General features: G+C 64.3%; 11 protein-coding genes and 1 pseudogene. 6 read left to right on the top strand and 6 right to left on the bottom strand.

Translation table 11 applies throughout. The features are described 5' to 3' along the window. Positions 1-41 precede the first annotated feature (41 nt). Together DPV74_RS09230 and DPV74_RS09225 are read right to left on the bottom strand one after the other, a co-directional pair. Complete coding sequence (locus DPV74_RS09230) at positions 42-1,538, bottom strand: efflux transporter outer membrane subunit (protein WP_060084789.1); 1,497 nt, start codon at positions 1,536-1,538, stop codon at positions 42-44. Positions 1,539-1,625: 87 nt separating this feature from the next. Continuing rightward, the gene (locus DPV74_RS09225) at positions 1,626-2,117 is read right to left on the bottom strand and encodes a MarR family winged helix-turn-helix transcriptional regulator (RefSeq protein WP_027787684.1); all 492 of its coding nucleotides are present in this window, start codon (positions 2,115-2,117) and stop codon (positions 1,626-1,628) included. A 326-nt stretch (positions 2,118-2,443) separates the two neighbouring features. Between DPV74_RS09225 and typA the strand changes: the two genes are divergently transcribed. From typA to DPV74_RS09195, 6 genes are all read left to right on the top strand, one after another. After that, on the top strand, positions 2,444-4,270 hold the full coding sequence (gene typA / locus DPV74_RS09220) for a translational GTPase TypA (RefSeq protein WP_027787683.1): 1,827 nt from the start codon (positions 2,444-2,446) through the stop codon (positions 4,268-4,270). A gap of 317 nt (positions 4,271-4,587) precedes the next feature. Continuing rightward, the gene (locus DPV74_RS09215) at positions 4,588-7,452 is read left to right on the top strand and encodes a 2-oxoglutarate dehydrogenase E1 component (RefSeq protein ID WP_027787682.1); all 2,865 of its coding nucleotides are present in this window, start codon (positions 4,588-4,590) and stop codon (positions 7,450-7,452) included. Positions 7,453-7,587: 135 nt separating this feature from the next. Beyond that, positions 7,588-8,862: a 2-oxoglutarate dehydrogenase complex dihydrolipoyllysine-residue succinyltransferase gene (odhB, locus tag DPV74_RS09210; protein WP_042977010.1), complete on the top strand. Its 1,275-nt coding sequence runs from the start codon at positions 7,588-7,590 to the stop codon at positions 8,860-8,862. Between the two features lie 81 nt (positions 8,863-8,943). Then, a complete protein-coding gene (gene lpdA / locus DPV74_RS09205; RefSeq protein WP_048020748.1) occupies positions 8,944-10,374 on the top strand; it encodes a dihydrolipoyl dehydrogenase in 1,431 nt (476 codons plus the stop codon). 98 nt (positions 10,375-10,472) lie between these two features. Beyond that, entirely contained in the window at positions 10,473-11,570 is a 1,098-nt protein-coding gene (gene zapE / locus DPV74_RS09200; protein WP_027787679.1) for a cell division protein ZapE, read from the top strand. Positions 11,571-11,714: 144 nt separating this feature from the next. Beyond that, the gene (locus DPV74_RS09195) at positions 11,715-12,125 is read left to right on the top strand and encodes a transposase (protein WP_060084791.1); all 411 of its coding nucleotides are present in this window, start codon (positions 11,715-11,717) and stop codon (positions 12,123-12,125) included. Between the two features lie 116 nt (positions 12,126-12,241). Here DPV74_RS09195 and DPV74_RS09190 read toward each other — a convergent pair whose 3' ends face one another. The 4 genes and pseudogenes from DPV74_RS09190 to DPV74_RS09175 all read right to left on the bottom strand — a co-directional run. Beyond that, positions 12,242-12,703 (bottom strand): DUF2147 domain-containing protein, encoded by a 462-nt coding sequence (locus DPV74_RS09190; RefSeq protein ID WP_119337044.1) that lies wholly within the window; start codon positions 12,701-12,703, stop codon positions 12,242-12,244. A 166-nt stretch (positions 12,704-12,869) separates the two neighbouring features. Beyond that, a complete protein-coding gene (locus tag DPV74_RS09185) occupies positions 12,870-14,558 on the bottom strand; it encodes a ShlB/FhaC/HecB family hemolysin secretion/activation protein (protein WP_119337043.1) in 1,689 nt (562 codons plus the stop codon). 145 nt (positions 14,559-14,703) lie between these two features. Continuing rightward, positions 14,704-16,125 (bottom strand): collagen-like triple helix repeat-containing protein, encoded by a 1,422-nt coding sequence (locus DPV74_RS09180; RefSeq protein ID WP_119337042.1) that lies wholly within the window; start codon positions 16,123-16,125, stop codon positions 14,704-14,706. Between the two features lie 40 nt (positions 16,126-16,165). Beyond that, positions 16,166-16,486: pseudogene (locus DPV74_RS09175) on the bottom strand (collagen-like triple helix repeat-containing lipoprotein); the annotation flags it as partial.

The following is a 16,486-nucleotide window of genomic DNA, read 5'->3' as shown; positions in this document are numbered from 1 at the left end:
CCGTCCGTTATTTCGAGTGTCTGCGTAGTGGTGGCGCCGGATCAGTTGGCGGCCTGTTTTGTCGGCTTGTCGGCATCGGGCGCGGCAAGCGGCGTGCCGGTCGCGTCGAACCCGCCGCCGAGCGCCTTGATCAGTGCAAGCTGCATGTCGCGCCGGCGCATCTTCAGGTTGGTCACCGTCTGCTCCGATGCGAGGCGGTTGCTGTCCGCGGTCAGCACCTGCAGCTGCGGCGACAGGCCGGCCTTGTAGCGGATGACCGCGAGGTCGTATGCGCGCGTCGATGCGTCGAGGGCGCGTTGCGCATCGCCCATCTGGCGATCGACTGCGCGGATCGACGCGACCTGCGTCGCGACGTCGTTCAGCGCGCTGATCAGCGTCTGGTTGTAGTTCGCCACCGACAGGTCGAAGTCCGCGTAGCGGCCCTTGAGCTGCGCGCGCAGCGCGCCGGCGTCGAAAATCGGCAGGTGGATCGCCGGGCCGAATTGCGCCTGGCGGCTCGCGAAGTTCAGGAATTTGCCCCAGCCGAACGCATCGAAGCCGAAACCGGCCGCAAGGTTCACGTCGGGGTAGAACTCGGCCTTCGCTTCCTTCACGTCGTGCATCGCGGCTTCGACCTGCCAGCGCGCGGCGACGATGTCGGGGCGGCGCGAGACGAGATCGGCCGGCAGATTGCCGGGCAGTGCGACATCGCCGCTCGGGTTCATCACGGGCGCCGCGATCTGCAGCCCGCGATCCGGGCCCTTGCCGAGCAGTGCCGCGAGCTGGTAGCGCACCGTCGTGATCTGCCCATCGAGATCGGACAGCGAAGCCTGGGTCGTCGCGATATTGCCGCGGGCCGTCTGGCGTTCGACGTTGGTGTCGAGGCCGGCCGACACGCGGCCGTCGGTGATCTTGCCGACCGTCTCGCGGTTGGCGATCTCGCGTTGGGCGATATCGCGCAGCGCATAGAGCTGCGCGAGCGAGTTGTAGGTACGTGCGACCGACGACGCGAGCGTGATGCGTGCCTGCTGCATGTCGGCTTCGGCCGCCTTTTCCTGCGACACGGCGGTGTGCAGGCGCTCGCGGTTCTTGCCCCACAGGTCGAGTTCCCACGACGCGCTCGCGAGCGCGTTGTTCTCGCTGTACCACTGGCCGCCGTACGGCGGCGGGAACAGCGCGTTCGACGAATACAGCTCACGCGTCCACGAATAGCTGGCTTCCGCCTTGGGCATCAGGTTCGAACGCGACGATTCGATGTACGACGACGCCTTTGCGATGCGCGCCTGTGCCTGCGCGATCGACGGATTGCCCTGCAGGGCTTCGTCGATCAGCTTCGGCAACTGCGGATCGCCGAACTGGCTGGCCCAGTCGAGCGCCGGCCACTGGCCGCCCTGGGCCGGCAGGCTCTGGGCGGATTCGAATTGCGACGCGGGGGCGATCTGCTTGTCGCTCTTGATGCCGATGTAGTTCGCGCAGCCCGCCAGCGCCAGTGCGGCGACCGCGACGGCGACGGCGGTGCGGCACGACCCGGCGCGCACGGACAACGGGGAGGATTTCATCGCGCTGATCCCTGACTCGGAATGAATGATGGACACTGCAAGGATTTCCTTACATTAATCTGTCAAAAGTAATTGTTATGGCAACTATTACGTGATGCTGCCGCCGGCGGTCTCGCAATAGTTGCTGAGAATGCGGCGCAGCATGCTCTTCAGGAACCCGACTTCTTCCGGCGTGAACCCGTCCAGCACCTGGTCGAGCACGCTGCGGAAAATCGGCGGCAGCCGTTCGGCGAGCGCACGGCCTTCGTCGGTCAGCTCGAGGCGCACGACACGTCGATCCTCGATGCTGCGGACACGGGACAGCAGGCCGCGCTTCTCGACCCGGTCGAGCAGGCGCGTGACTGCGCTCGCGTCGATCCCGTACTCGCGGGCAAGCTCGGCGGCCGTCGAGCACTTGCCGACCGCGATCATGAACAGCATGCTCGCCTGCGTGCCCGTGATGCCGAGCTCTTCCTGCGTGCGTTGCGTGACGAGGTTGGTCATCACCGACTTCACGCGCGACATCAGATAACCGACGCTGTCGTTCATCTGGTACGAGGACAGCGGCGAAACGGGGGATGGGGTAGAAGAATCCGACATAAAACCCTGAAGCTGCAATAGTTGACTAGGCAGCAGTATAGGCACAGTTGCTTGCCGCGGCAAATGTTAATCGAACGGCAAGGGGCGCGCTTTGCGTCTCAAAAATCCCTCATATCAATAAGGTTTTTGTGCCCGACGGCGACACGGGTTTCGACGGATTGGTGCGTTCGAGAGGAGGGTGCGCCGGCCTGCCTGCTGCGTTGCAACGTGCCCGTCGGTTGCCGACATTCTCACGTGCTATAATTTGCGGCTTTCCAAGCTGCAATGCGCGCGCCCGTGAAAAACGAGCGGGCGCTTTTGCGCGTTCAAACGATTTCCAGGTTTCTATGACCCGCGCCCTTCGCAATATCGCCATCATCGCCCACGTCGACCACGGCAAGACCACGCTCGTCGACCAACTGCTCCGCCAGTCCGGCACCTTCCGCGAGAACCAGCAGGTTGCGGAGCGGGTGATGGACTCGAACGACATCGAAAAAGAGCGCGGGATCACGATTCTCGCGAAGAACTGCGCGGTCGAGTACGAAGGCACGCACATCAACATCGTCGACACGCCGGGGCACGCGGACTTCGGCGGCGAGGTGGAGCGCGTGCTGTCGATGGTCGACTCGGTGCTGCTGCTCGTCGACGCGGTCGAGGGCCCGATGCCGCAGACGCGCTTCGTCACGAAGAAGGCGCTGGCGCTCGGCCTGAAGCCGATCGTCATCGTCAACAAGATCGACCGTCCGGGTGCGCGGATCGACTGGGTCATCAACCAGACCTTCGACCTGTTCGACAAGCTCGGCGCAACCGAAGAGCAGCTCGATTTTCCGATCGTCTACGCATCGGGCCTGAACGGCTATGCGTCGCTCGACCCGGCCGCGCGCGAAGGCGACATGCGCCCGCTGTTCGAGGCAGTCCTCGAGCACGTGCCGGTCCGTCCGGCGGATCCGGACGCGCCGCTGCAGCTGCAGATCACGTCGCTCGACTATTCGACGTACGTCGGCCGGATCGGCGTCGGCCGCATCACGCGCGGTCGCATCAAGCCGGGACAGCCGGTCGCGATGCGCTTTGGCCCGGAAGGCGAAGTGCTGAACCGCAAGATCAACCAGGTGCTGTCGTTCACGGGCCTCGAGCGCGTGCAGGTCGAATCCGCCGAAGCGGGCGACATCGTGCTGATCAACGGTATTGAAGACGTCGGCATCGGCGCGACGATCTGCGCGGTCGATACGCCGGAAGCGCTGCCGATGATCACCGTCGACGAGCCGACGCTGACGATGAACTTCCTCGTCAATTCGTCGCCGCTCGCCGGCCGCGAAGGCAAGTTCGTCACGAGCCGCCAGATCCGCGACCGCCTGATGAAGGAGCTGAACCACAACGTCGCGCTGCGCGTGAAGGACACCGGCGACGAAACGGTGTTCGAAGTGTCGGGCCGCGGCGAACTGCACCTGACGATTCTCGTTGAGAACATGCGCCGTGAAGGCTATGAGCTGGCCGTGTCGCGTCCGCGCGTCGTGATGCAGGAAATCGACGGCGTGCGTCACGAGCCGTACGAACTGCTGACCGTCGACGTCGAGGACGAGCACCAGGGTGGCGTGATGGAAGAGCTCGGCCGCCGCAAGGGCGAGATGCTCGACATGGCATCGGACGGCCGTGGCCGCACGCGTCTGGAGTACAAGATCTCGGCGCGTGGCCTGATCGGCTTCCAGAGCGAATTCCTGACGCTCACGCGCGGCACGGGCCTGATGAGCCACATCTTCGACTCGTACGCACCGGTCAAGGACGGTTCGGTCTTCGAGCGCCGCAACGGCGTGTTGATCTCTCAGGACGACGGCGCTGCCGTGGCCTACGCACTGTGGAAGCTGCAGGATCGCGGCCGCATGTTCGTGAAGCCGGGCGATGCGCTCTATGAGGGCATGATCATCGGCATCCACAGCCGTGACAACGACCTCGTCGTGAACCCGATCAAGGGCAAGCAGCTGACCAACGTGCGCGCGTCGGGCACCGACGAAGCCGTGCGCCTGGTGCCGCCGGTCCAGATGTCGCTCGAGTACGCGGTCGAATTCATCGACGACGACGAGCTTGTCGAAGTGACGCCGCAGTCGATCCGCCTGCGCAAGCGCTTCCTGAAGGAGCACGAGCGTCGTCGCGCGAGCCGCGAAGGCGCGGTCGACTAAGCATCGATCGTTCCCGTGCAGGACGAGAAAGGCCGCCTTCGGGTGGCCTTTTTTGCATCTGCCCGATGTGCAATCGGGTGCGCTGCAAAACACTGTTCCCGCGGGTTGTGGCAATCCGGCAAAACCCCGTCGCGCGGTGCTTTCAGGCACATTTCGCCGTGAACTCCGGTATCGGTTCTGTGATATGCTGCGCGCACGCAAGTTTTAGGTCCTTCCAAGCAAGACTTGATTCGCAATCCGCTAAACGGTCAGGCCGTGTCGCGGAAGGTTGAGTAACCCGCTATTTCTCGAGAAGCTCGAAGAAAGGTGAGCGTAAAATGTCAGATGTAATGAAGCAGTTTCAGCTGAACTCCTATCTGTTCGGCGGCAATGCTTCGTACGTTGAAGAACTGTACGATGCATACCTCAACAATCCGGCATCGGTGCCGGAGAACTGGCGAGAGTATTTCGACGCGCTGCAGAACGTGCCTGCAACGGACGGCTCGAATGCCAATGACGTCGCTCATTTCCCGATCGTCGAATCGTTCGCCGAGCGTGCGAAGGCCAATGCCTTCATCCCGCGCGAAAGCAGCACCAACCTTGCTGCAGCGCGCAAGCAAGTGCACGTGCAGTCCCTCATCAGCGCTTATCGCTTCCTTGGCTCGCAATGGGCCAATCTCGATCCCCTGAAGCGTCGCGAACGTCCCGCCATTCCCGAACTCGAACCCGCGTTCTACGACTTCTCCGAAGGCGACCTCGACCAGACGTACAGCGCAAGCAACCTGTATTTCGGTTTCGACCAGGCTTCGTTGCGCGACATCGTCAAGGGCCTGCGTGACACGTACTGCGGCACGATCGGCGCCGAGTACATGTACATCAGCGACCCGGAACAGAAGCGCTGGTGGCAGGAGCGTCTGGAATCGACCCGTGCGACGCCGAACTTCTCGGCAGACGAGAAGAAGCACATCCTGAATCGCCTGACGGCCGCCGAAGGCCTCGAGCGTTACCTGCATACCAAGTACGTCGGCCAGAAGCGCTTCTCGCTCGAAGGCGGCGAAAGCTTCATCGCGGCGATGGACGAAGTCGTCCAGCACGCGGGCAAGCGCGGCGTGCAGGAAATCATTATCGGCATGGCGCACCGCGGCCGCCTGAACGTGCTGGTCAACACGCTCGGCAAGATGCCGGCCGACCTGTTCGCCGAATTCGAAGGCAAGCACGTCGACGACCTGCCGGCAGGTGACGTGAAGTACCACAAGGGCTTCTCGTCGGACGTGTCGACGGAAGGCGGCCCGGTCCACCTGTCGCTCGCGTTCAACCCGTCGCACCTCGAAATCGTGAACCCGGTGGTCGAAGGTTCCGCGAAGGCGCGGATGGACCGTCGCGGCGACGAAGACGGCCTGCAGGTGCTGCCGGTGCAGATCCACGGCGACGCGGCCTTCGCTGGCCAGGGCGTCGTGATGGAAACGCTGAACCTCGCGCAGACGCGCGGTTACGGCACGCACGGCACGCTGCACATCGTCATCAACAACCAGATCGGCTTCACGACGTCCGACCCGCGCGACGCGCGCTCGACGCTGTACTGTACCGACGTCGTCAAGATGATCGAGGCGCCGGTGCTGCACGTGAACGGCGACGATCCGGAAGCCGTGATCCTCGCGACGCAGATCGCGATCGACTACCGGATGCAGTTCCACAAGGATGTCGTGATCGACATCGTCTGCTTCCGCAAGCTGGGTCACAACGAGCAGGACACGCCGGCGGTCACGCAGCCGCTGATGTACAAGAAGATCGCACAGCACCCGGGCACCCGTGCGCTGTACGCCGAGAAGCTCGTGCAGCAGGGCGTGATCACCGCGGAAGACGCCGACAACTACGTGAAGGCGTACCGCAAGGCGATGGACGACGGTCACCACACGGTCGATCCGGTCCTGTCGAACTACAAGAGCAAGTACGCGGTCGACTGGGTTCCGTTCCTGAACCGCAAGTGGACGGATGCAGCCGACACGGCCGTGCCGCTCGCTGAACTGAAGCGCCTGGGCGAACGCATCACGACGGTCCCGGAAAACTTCAAGGTTCACCCGCTCGTCGAGCGCGTGATCAACGACCGCCGCAACATGGCGCGTGGCGACCAGCCGCTCGACTGGGGCATGGGTGAACACCTCGCGTTCGCGTCGCTCGTCGCATCGGGCTACTCGGTGCGCCTGACGGGCCAGGACTCGGGCCGCGGCACGTTCACGCACCGTCACGCGGTGCTGCACGACCAGAACCGCGAGCGCTGGAACGACGGCACGTACGTGCCGCTGCAGAACATCGCCGACGGTCAGGCGAAGTTCACGGTGATCGACTCGGTGCTGTCGGAAGAAGCGGTGCTGGGCTTCGAATACGGTTACTCGACCGCCGAGCCGAACACGCTCGTGCTGTGGGAAGCCCAGTTCGGCGACTTCGTCAACGGTGCGCAGGTCGTGATCGACCAGTTCATCTCGTCGGGCGAAGTGAAGTGGGGTCGCGTGTCGGGTCTGACGATGCTGCTGCCGCACGGCTACGAAGGCCAGGGTCCGGAACACTCGTCGACGCGTATCGAGCGTTTCCTGCAGCTGTGTGCCGATCACAACATGCAGGTCGTTCAACCGACGACGCCGGCGCAGATTTTCCACCTGCTGCGTCGCCAGATGATCCGCCTGTTCCGCAAGCCGCTGATCGTCGCAACGCCGAAGTCGCTGCTGCGCCACAAGGAAGCCGTGTCGGACCTGTCGGAGCTCGCGAAGGGTTCGTTCCAGCCGGTGCTGGGCGAAACCGACGGCGGCATCGACGCGAAGAAGGTCAAGCGTGTGCTGGCATGCTCGGGCCGCGTGTATTACGACCTCGTCGCACATCGCCGCGAAGCGAAGGCGAACGACGTCGCGATCATCCGTATCGAGCAGCTGTATCCGTTCGCGCACAAGCAGTTCGAAGCCGAAATGAAGAAGTACGAGAACGCGACTGAAGTGGTCTGGGTGCAGGACGAGCCGCAGAACCAGGGCCCCTGGTTCTACGTCGAGCACCACCTGAAGGAAGGCATGAAGGAAGGGCAGAAGCTGGCATACAGCGGCCGTCCGGCTTCGGCCTCGCCGGCGGTTGGCTACTACGCGAAGCACTACGAGCAGCAGAAGGCCCTCATCGAAGGTGCTTTCGGCCGCCTGAAGAGCGCATCGATCGCGAAATAACCGACGGAAGCGAAACGGGAAGGCGCAGCGCGCTTTCCCGTCTCCTTTGGCCCGCCGGGCGCGCTGCGCGCCGCACCGGCCGAAGGAATCGCACGAACCTCGTCACACCCCAGATTAAGCATCCAGGAAAATCACATGGCTATCGTAGAAGTCAAAGTCCCCCAGCTTTCGGAGTCGGTTTCGGAAGCCACCATGCTGCAGTGGAAGAAGAAGCCGGGCGAAGCAGTCGCGCAGGACGAAATCCTGATCGAACTCGAGACCGACAAGGTCGTGCTCGAAGTGCCGGCACCGGCCGCGGGCGTGCTCGCGCAAGTGCTGCAGAACGACGGTGACACCGTCGTTGCCGATCAACTGATCGCTACGATCGATACGGAAGCGAAGGCAGGTGCAGCCGAAGCCGCGGCGGGCGCGGCCGAAGTCAAGCCGGCCGCAGCGCCTGCTGCAGCCGCACCGGCAGCACAGCCGGCTACCGCAACGGCATCGAGCTCGGCTACGGCATCGCCGGCCGCATCGAAGCTGCTGGCCGAGAAGGGCCTGTCGGCAGGCGACGTCGCAGGTTCGGGCCGCGACGGCCGCGTCACGAAGGGCGACGCGCTGGCCGCAGGCAGCGCACCGAAGGCCGCTCCGGCTGCCGCACCGGCAAAGGCCGCGGCGAAGCCGTCGCTGCCGGAAGTGAAGGTGCCGGCGTCGGCGACGACGTGGCTCAACGACCGTCCGGAACAGCGCGTGCCGATGTCGCGTCTGCGTGCGCGTATCGCCGAGCGTCTGCTCGAATCGCAGCAGACCAACGCGATCCTGACGACGTTCAACGAAGTCAACATGGCTCCGGTCATGGAGCTGCGCAACAAGTACAAGGACAAGTTCGAGAAGGAACACGGCGTGAAGCTCGGCTTCATGTCGTTTTTCGTGAAGGCCGCTGTCCACGCACTGAAGAAGTTCCCGCTCGTGAACGCGTCGATCGACGGTAACGACATCGTCTACCACGGCTACTTCGACATCGGTATCGCTGTCGGCTCGCCGCGTGGCCTGGTCGTGCCGATCCTGCGCAACGCGGATCAGCTGAGCCTCGCCGAGATCGAGAAGAAGATCGCCGAATTCGGCCAGAAGGCCAAGGACGGCAAGCTGTCGATCGAGGAAATGACGGGCGGTACGTTCTCGATCTCGAACGGCGGCGTGTTCGGCTCGATGCTGTCGACTCCGATCATCAACCCGCCGCAATCGGCAATCCTCGGCGTGCACGCGACGAAGGAGCGTCCGGTCGTTGAAAACGGCCAGATCGTGATCCGTCCGATCAACTACCTCGCGCTGTCGTACGACCACCGCATCATCGACGGCCGCGAAGCCGTGCTGTCGCTCGTCGCGATGAAGGATGCGCTGGAAGATCCGGCACGCCTGCTGCTCGACCTGTAAGCCGAGTCTCACTGCATCGACCCGTTCTGCACGTTCGCGCCCGCGCGCGAACGTGCAGGCGTACAAGTAGAAAGGATTGTCATGTCCAAGGAATTTGACGTCGTCGTGATCGGCGCCGGCCCCGGCGGCTACATCGCCGCGATTCGCGCCGCGCAGCTCGGCAAGACCGTTGCCTGTATCGAGAAGTGGAAGAACCCGGCCGGCGCGCTGAAGCTCGGCGGCACCTGCCTGAACGTCGGCTGCATCCCGTCGAAGGCGCTGCTCGCGTCGTCGGAAGAGTTCGAGAACGCGTCGCATCACCTGACCGACCACGGCATCACGGTCGACGGCGTGAAGATCGACGTCGCGAAGATGCTCGGCCGCAAGGACGCGATCGTCGAGAAGATGACGAGCGGGATCGAGTTCCTGTTCAAGAAGAACAAGATCACCTGGCTGAAGGGCCATGGCAAGTTCACCGGCAAGACCGACGCCGGCGTGCAGATCGAAGTGAGCGGCGAGGGTGAAACCGAAGTCGTCACCGCGAAGAACGTGATCATCGCGACGGGCTCGAAGGCGCGTCACCTGCCGGGCATCCCGGTCGACAACAAGATCGTGTCGGACAACGAAGGTGCGCTGACGTTCGACTCGGTGCCGAAGAAGCTCGCCGTGATCGGCGCAGGCGTGATCGGCCTCGAGCTCGGCTCGGTGTGGCGTCGCCTGGGTGCCGAAGTGACGGTGCTCGAAGCGCTGCCGGCATTCCTCGGCGCAGCCGACGAAGCGCTCGCGAAGGAAGCGGCCAAGCTGTTCAAGAAGCAGGGCCTCGACATCCATCTCGGCGTGAAGATCGGCGAAGTGAAGACGACCGCCGACGGCGTGTCGATCGCTTACACGGACAAGGACGGCAACGCGCAGACGCTCGACGCCGACCGCCTGATCGTGTCGGTCGGCCGCGTGCCGAACACCGACAACCTCGGCCTCGAGGCAATCGGCCTGAAGGCGAACGAGCGCGGCTTCATCGACGTGGACGACCACTGCCGCACGGCGGTGCCGAACGTCTACGCGATCGGCGACGTGGTGCGCGGCCCGATGCTCGCGCACAAGGCGGAAGACGAAGGCGTGCTGGTCGCGGAAGTGATCGACGGCCAGAAGCCGCACATCGACTACAACTGCATTCCGTGGGTGATCTACACGTACCCGGAAATCGCATGGGTCGGCAAGACGGAGCAGCAGTTGAAGGCGGAAGGCCGCGAGATCAAGTCGGGCAAGTTCCCGTTCTCGATCAACGGCCGCGCGCTCGGCATGAACGCGCCGGACGGTTTCGTGAAGATGATCGCGGATGCGAAGACCGACGAACTGCTCGGCGTGCACGTGATCGGCGCGAACGCGTCGGACCTGATCGCGGAAGCCGTGGTGGCGATGGAATTCAAGGCGGCGTCGGAAGACATCGCCCGTATCTGCCATCCGCACCCGTCGATGTCGGAAGTGATGCGCGAAGCGGCGCTCGCCGTCGACAAGCGCTCGCTGAACAGCTGAGCGCGGTATAGCGCCGGCCGGCCATCGGCCGGCGCAGCCGTCTCATGACGAGGGCGGGCGGGGTTTCCCGTCCGCCTTCGTTTTTTCCGGTTTGCCCGATGAACGTCACCGAATACTACACGCGCGAGCTGACCACGCGCGGCTATCAGTCCGATCCCGCGCAGCGCGCGGCCGTCGATCGCCTGCAGCAATGTTTCGACGAGTGGGTCGAGTACAAGGCGCGCCGCTCGAACGCATTCAAGAAGCTCATCAATCATCCCGACCTCCCGCGCGGCGTCTACATGTGGGGCGGCGTCGGTCGCGGCAAGAGCTTCCTGATGGATAGCTTCTACGCGGTCGTGCCCGTGCAGCGCAAGACGCGCCTGCATTTCCACGAATTCATGCGCGAAGTACACCGCGAGCTCGAGGAACTGAAAGGGCAGGCCGATCCGCTCGACGAACTCGCGCGGCGTATCGCGAAGCGCTACCGTCTGATCTGCTTCGACGAGTTCCACGTGTCGGACATTGCCGATGCGATGATCCTGTACCGTCTGCTCGACCGCCTGTTCAACAACGGCGTGCAGTTCGTGATGACGTCCAACTATGATCCCGACGACCTGTATCCGGACGGTCTGCATCGCGACCGCATGCTGCCGGCGATTGCGCTGATCAAGGACAAGCTCGACGTACTGAACGTCGACGCGGGCGTGGATTATCGCCAGCGCACGCTCGCGCAGGTGAAGATGTATCACACGCCGCTCGGCGCGGACGCCGATCGCGAACTGCGCCATGCGTTCGGCAAGCTCGCGGCGGTACCCGATGAAAGCCCGCTCCTGCATATCGAGAAGCGCGAGCTGAAGGCGCTGCGCAAGGCGGACGGCGTCGTGTGGTTCGATTTCGCGACGCTGTGCGGCGGCCCGCGCTCGCAGAACGACTATCTCGAACTCGCGAGCCGGTTCCACGCGATCGTGCTGTCCGAGGTGCCGCAGATGTCGCCGCGGATGGCGTCCGAGGCGCGCCGCTTCACGTGGCTGATCGACGTGCTGTACGACCACAAGGTCAAGCTGCTGATGTCCGCGGCGGTGCCGGCGGAGCAGTTGTACGTCGAAGGTCCGATGGCCAACGAGTTTGCGCGTACGGTCTCGCGCATCGTCGAGATGCAGTCGAAGGAGTATCTCGAAACACCGCGCCGCATCGTCGATACGTCGCTGACCTGAGTGCGATTTCCGGCAATTGGCGGTATTCAAACGTCAATTCCGGTCAAATTCAGGCGATCTCGGGGTATTTTCGGACTTGTCTTATATTCACGGTTGAGGTGAGCCGATATCGTTGTGTCATGGTTACCAAGGCTGGAGATGTCCATGACACCGTATCGCGATCTGACCGACCACGAGTGGCGCCGCGTCGCGCCGCTTCTGCCCGAAATGCAGCCTCGCACCGAGTTGCGCGGCCGGCCGCTAGCCAATACCCGTGCCGTGATGAACGGCGTGCTCTGGGTCATCTACAGCGGCGCAACGTGGTCGGCGATGCCGCGCCGTTACCCTTCGTATCAGACGTGCCATCGCCGCTTCAAGGTCTGGCATGAGACGGGCACGCTGATGAGCGTGATGCGTGAACTCTACGGCGACTCGGGCGTGAACCTGTGCAACGAATTGTCGGTGCGGATGCGCAAGCATACGCAATCGAAGGCGGCGGAGGCGCGTAGCGGCGTGGTACCCGTGGGTCGCACACCAGGCGGTTATGCGCCGGATGCGATGAAGCACGCAGCCTGATGTCCGCTGTTTACTGCGTTGATTGCGCCAACGCGCGCACCAAAAGAAAACCGGCCTGACGAATTCATCGTCAGGCCGGTTTTTTCATTAAGCCGCGCGTTTCAGCGCGCGCCGCGTTATTGTTGGCGAACCCAGGTCTGAGAACGGCCGAGCAGCGATACGCCGATATAGCCGCGCACGACGAGTTTCTGGCCGCCGTCTTCAAGCGTCATCTTGCACTTGTAGACCTTGCCGTTCTCCGGGTCGAGAATGTTGCCGCCGTCCCAGTGGTCGCCTTCCTTCTTCATCGCCTTGATGATCGTCATGCCCTTGATCAGCTGATCCTTGCGCTCGTCCGTGCAGGCGGTACAGCGGCGATCAGGCGTATCGTTCGCGCCGAGGCCCTTGACGACCTTGCCGGTCAGCGCACCGTCGCCGTCCTCGGCGATCTGCACGAGTGCCTTCGGCTGATGGGTGTTGTCGTCGATCGTCTGCCACATGCCGATGGGGCTGTCTGCCTGTGCGAACGTGGGGGTGGCGCAAGCCAGCAGTGCGCCGGTGATGGCGATTGCACGCAACGGGCGGGTCAGTTGAATCATTGTCATCCTCCTTGTTTTGCATGTCGTGTTCGATTTGCCCGCACGACCGTCTGCATGGGGCGGGCATGTTGCGAGCTTCGCCAGAATACGTGAAACCGCGCGCCACGTTTGATAGAGGGGACTCTAATCGAAACAGCCCGCGTGGCGCGGGCTGTTTGGTGACCGATCAGTTGAGCTGATATGAGAATGCGGCGTTGATGCGCGGGCTGCGTGATGCGCTTTCGACTGGCGCGTCACCCACCGGCTTCGCGACGTTCAGGTCGAGGCTGTAGAAGCGGCTGTCCGTGAAACGCACACCGATGCCGACCGACGACATACGGTTGGGCGACGGCGTGCCTGAATGCAGGTACACACGCGCCATGTCGTAGGCGATGTACGGCGTCACGGACTTCATATACGTCCAGCCCGGCGTGAAGCCACGGTTGACCTCCAGCGACATCCCCCATCCCGAGTCGCCCGACGCTTCGCCCGGCTGATAGCCGAGCGCGTAGCGCGTCGAGCCGAACGAGATCTGCTCGGACGTCGGCAGTGAGTCAGGGCTGTATTGCCCGGTCAGCGAGACTGACGTGCCGATCCGGAACGGCCATTCGTTGGTTTGCGTGAAGGTCGCGCCGGTACGGACGAAGGTCAGCGACGTCGGGTCGGCGTATGTAAACCCCACACCGTTAACCACGCCAGTCTGCGATTTCGATGCACCGAGGATGTCGAATGCCTTGGCGACGTTGACGCTCAGTTTTCGCACCTGCTTCGGTTCGACGCTCGTGTAGTCGAGCTGCAATTGCATCACGCGGACCTGTGACCGGTTTTCGAGGGTATTGCCGTTGGTCTGGCTTTGGTAGCGGTCTTCGTTGTGTGCGGCATAACCCGACACAGTGCCGAGCAGGCTGCGCTGGTTGTTCAGCAGTATCGGATAGGATGCCGAAAGACCAAGCTTCTCGTTCTTGACGGTGCGTTGGACGGACGACGGCAGGCCCGGATTGTCAGTAGGCTTGCCGCGATAGGTGCTTGCATCGAGGCGCGTGATCAGGCCGCTGCTGCCGACGGGCACCGCGCCGCTGAACGCGAAGTAGGTCTGCTTGTCACGCCCCGGCGGCGCCAGTGCGGAGATGCTCAGCTGCTCGCCGAACTTCGTGAGGCCGTTTTCGGTCGCGGTGATGAGGCCCTGTACGCCCGGGTGGTTGAAATCGATACCGGTGCTGACGTTGAATGCCTTGCGGTCGACGGCAAGTTCGAGCGTCGTGGCGCCGTCGGTGGTTTGCGGCGGTGGTACGTTCGCCTTCACCGTGAGGCCGGGCAAGAGGCCGAACGTGTTCACGTAGCGCTCGAACGTTGCGCGGCGCAGCGGGCGATCGTCGGTGATATGCGCTGCGATCGCGCGAATCTTCGATTCCATTGCCCCGGGCTTGCCGGTGACCTTGACGTCCGACACATAGCCTTCAACAACCGTGATGCGCACGACACCGTTCTCGAACGTCTGCGCGGGAACAAACGCGAACGACAGCGCGTAACCGCGTTCCTGGTAAAGCTTCGTCACGCCGTTGGCGGTTTCGATCAGATCGCCGATCGTGATGTCCTTGCCGACGAGGGGGGTGAAGCGACGCGAGATTTCCTCGAACGGTACCGACTTTACGCCTTCGACCTGGAATGTCGTCGGTGTCAGGTGGCGCGACAGCAACTCCTGCAGTTGCGGCGCCTGGGGCGCGACCTGCACGGTTACGTTCGGGCCGGTTTTCGGCGCGTTGATCTGGGGCAGGGAGTCGAGCGGGTTACCGCCGACGCGCGTTTGTGCCTGTGCCGTGCTGGCTGCCGCGATGGCGGCGAGCAGCATCATCCATCTGTCGAGTCTGGATTTCATTGTTCTTCCTCGTAGGCCTTGCTTTTCGTCTTCTTTGTAATGCCGGCGCGCGACACCAGGGTGCCGCGCGCCGCGTGCCGCAATGCCGGTTGTGTTTGTACGGTCGTACCATCCGCTCCGGCTGCGAAGGTGCGACCGTCCTCCTTTACTTGCCAACGCTACCCAGCGTACCCAGCAACCCCGTTACCGGTGCCAGCAGGCCCGTCGAGCCGCCGCCCGACGTTGCCGTTCCCGTGACGCTGCCGACCAGCGACGTGACCGGCGCGAGCGGGCTCGCTCCCCCGGATCCCGCTGCGCCGCCAACTGCTCCGGTGACAGTATTCAGCAAACCGGTGACAGGCGCGAGAGGGTTTGCACTGCCTGCGCCACCCGCTGCGCCGCCGAGCGTGCCCGTCACCGTCGACACGAGATTCGTGACGGGGGCGAGCGGGCCGCCGCTACCGCCCGCCGCACCGCTCAGTGCGCCGGTAACGGTGGAGACGAGGCCCGTGACGGGCGCGAGCGGGCTGCTGCCCGAACCGCCGGTCGCGCCGCCGAGTGCACCCGTGAGCGAGCCGAGCGGCGTCGAGCCGAGACCCGACAGCAGGCCGCCGAGCGGATTCGTCGAGCCGGAACCCGACGATGTGCCGTTCTGCACGGTCGCCGTCGAGCCGCCGACGAGGCTCGTGATCAGGCCGGGGATCGGCGCCGCGCCGTTCGGGCCGTTCGGGTTGACGAGGCCGCCCGCGTTGGTCACGGTGTTGCCGACCGCCGTCACGAGCTGACCGACGTCGCCGACGAGCGGCTGGCTCGATGTGCCGCCAACCTGCTTGCCGGCCGAACTGATCGCGCCGCCGACCTGGCCGAGCAGGCCCGAGACGGGTTGGCCGAGGCCGGTCGTCGTGCCGACCTGTTGCGTGACCTGGCCCGCGGTGATCACGAGCGGCGTGATCGCCGAGCTGAGCGGCTGCGTCACTTGATGCACGGCGCCCGACGACAGCGTCGAGCCGATCGTCGTGCCGGCAGCCGTCAGGCCATTGGCCACCGTGTCGAGCACGGTACCGACCGGGGTCGTGACGGGCGCGAGCGGCGCGAGTTGCCCCGTGCCGAGCGCCTTGACCGTCGAGCTCAGGCCGGACACCGTGTTGCTCGTCGCGCCGACCACGTTGCCGAGGCCCGCGACGGTCGTGCCGACCGGATCCTTAGTCGTACCGATCTGTCCCAGCCCGTTGCTCACGGCATCGGCAGCTGCGCCGACGATCGTGCCCGTGCTGGAGAGCGTGCTGCCGACGCCCTTCGTCACACCGTCGCTGAGGCCGGGCACGGTGATGTTGCCGACCGTGCTGCCGAGGTCGGTGGCCGTCTGGCCAACCGTGCTGACGACGCCCTTGGTGCCGGTGGACGTGCCGCTGGTACCGCTCGTGCTCGGTGTACCGCTCGTGCTGCTGGGGTTGTTGTTGCTGCTGGTCGGCGGCGAACTCACGCCGCCGCCGCCGCAGGCGGCCAGCAGGCAGGCTGCGGCGAAGGCCGTGAGGGGCACGCGCCACTGGTGCAGGGCGGCTGTCGTGAGAGAACGTTGCTGGGACATGATTGACTCCTCGCTGTCTTGTCGATTGATGGATGTTGGTTTACTTGCCGTGCGTGCCACCGAGCAGGCCGCCGATCAGCGACGTGACCGGTGCGAGCGGATTCGACGCCGAGCCCGAGTTCGTGACGGCGCCCGTGCCGCCGGTCAATGCCGGGGCACCGACCGCGCTCGTTACCGTGGACGCGACGTTCGTCACCGGGGCGAGCGGGCTGCTGCCGCCGGCGCCGCCTGTTGCGCTGCCGAGGGCGCCCGTCACGGTACCGAGCAGACCCGTGACCGGGGCGAGCGGGCCGCCGCTGCCGCCTGCTGCGCCGCCGAGTGCGCCCGTGACCGTCGAGACGAGACCGGTGACCGGGGCGAG

It is taken from the genome of Burkholderia sp. HAN2018 (assembly GCF_024704855.1).
GTDB lineage: Bacteria > Pseudomonadota > Gammaproteobacteria > Burkholderiales > Burkholderiaceae > Burkholderia > Burkholderia cepacia.
Note: the sequence above shows the minus strand (reverse complement) of the source record. Positions and strands in the feature narration are given on the sequence as shown.